Below are 321 nucleotides of genomic sequence, written 5' to 3'. Positions count from 1 at the left end.
CTGGCCGACGCTCGGCCCCATGCTCGCGCTCGCGAGCGCCGCGTACAGCCTCGCGTCGCACTCGGAGCGGGTCGTGACGGCCATCACGGTCGGCGTGAGCGCGGCATGGATCCTCGTCATCAGTTTCGCGGTGACAGGCTGGCAATCGTCGGATCCTCGGCTGCTGCAGGCGGCCGCGGCCGCCGCGATCGCCGGCGCGCTCGGCGACAGTGCGCGGTCGCGCCGCGAATTGTTCGAAGCCGCAACGGAACGCGCGCGGCGCGCGGAGGAGACCCGTGAAGCCGAAGCGTCGCGTCGCGTCTCCGAAGAACGGCTCAGAAT

General features: G+C 71.7%; 1 pseudogene. It reads left to right on the top strand.

What is annotated here, in order from left to right:
• Positions 1–19: 19 nt before the first annotated feature.
• A pseudogene (locus AMS65_RS17940) lies at positions 20–321 on the top strand (sensor histidine kinase); the annotation flags it as partial.

The sequence above is a fragment of the Leucobacter celer subsp. astrifaciens genome (assembly GCF_001273835.1).
Taxonomy (GTDB): domain Bacteria; phylum Actinomycetota; class Actinomycetes; order Actinomycetales; family Microbacteriaceae; genus Leucobacter; species Leucobacter celer.
This window is presented reverse-complemented; position numbering and strand designations above follow the sequence as displayed.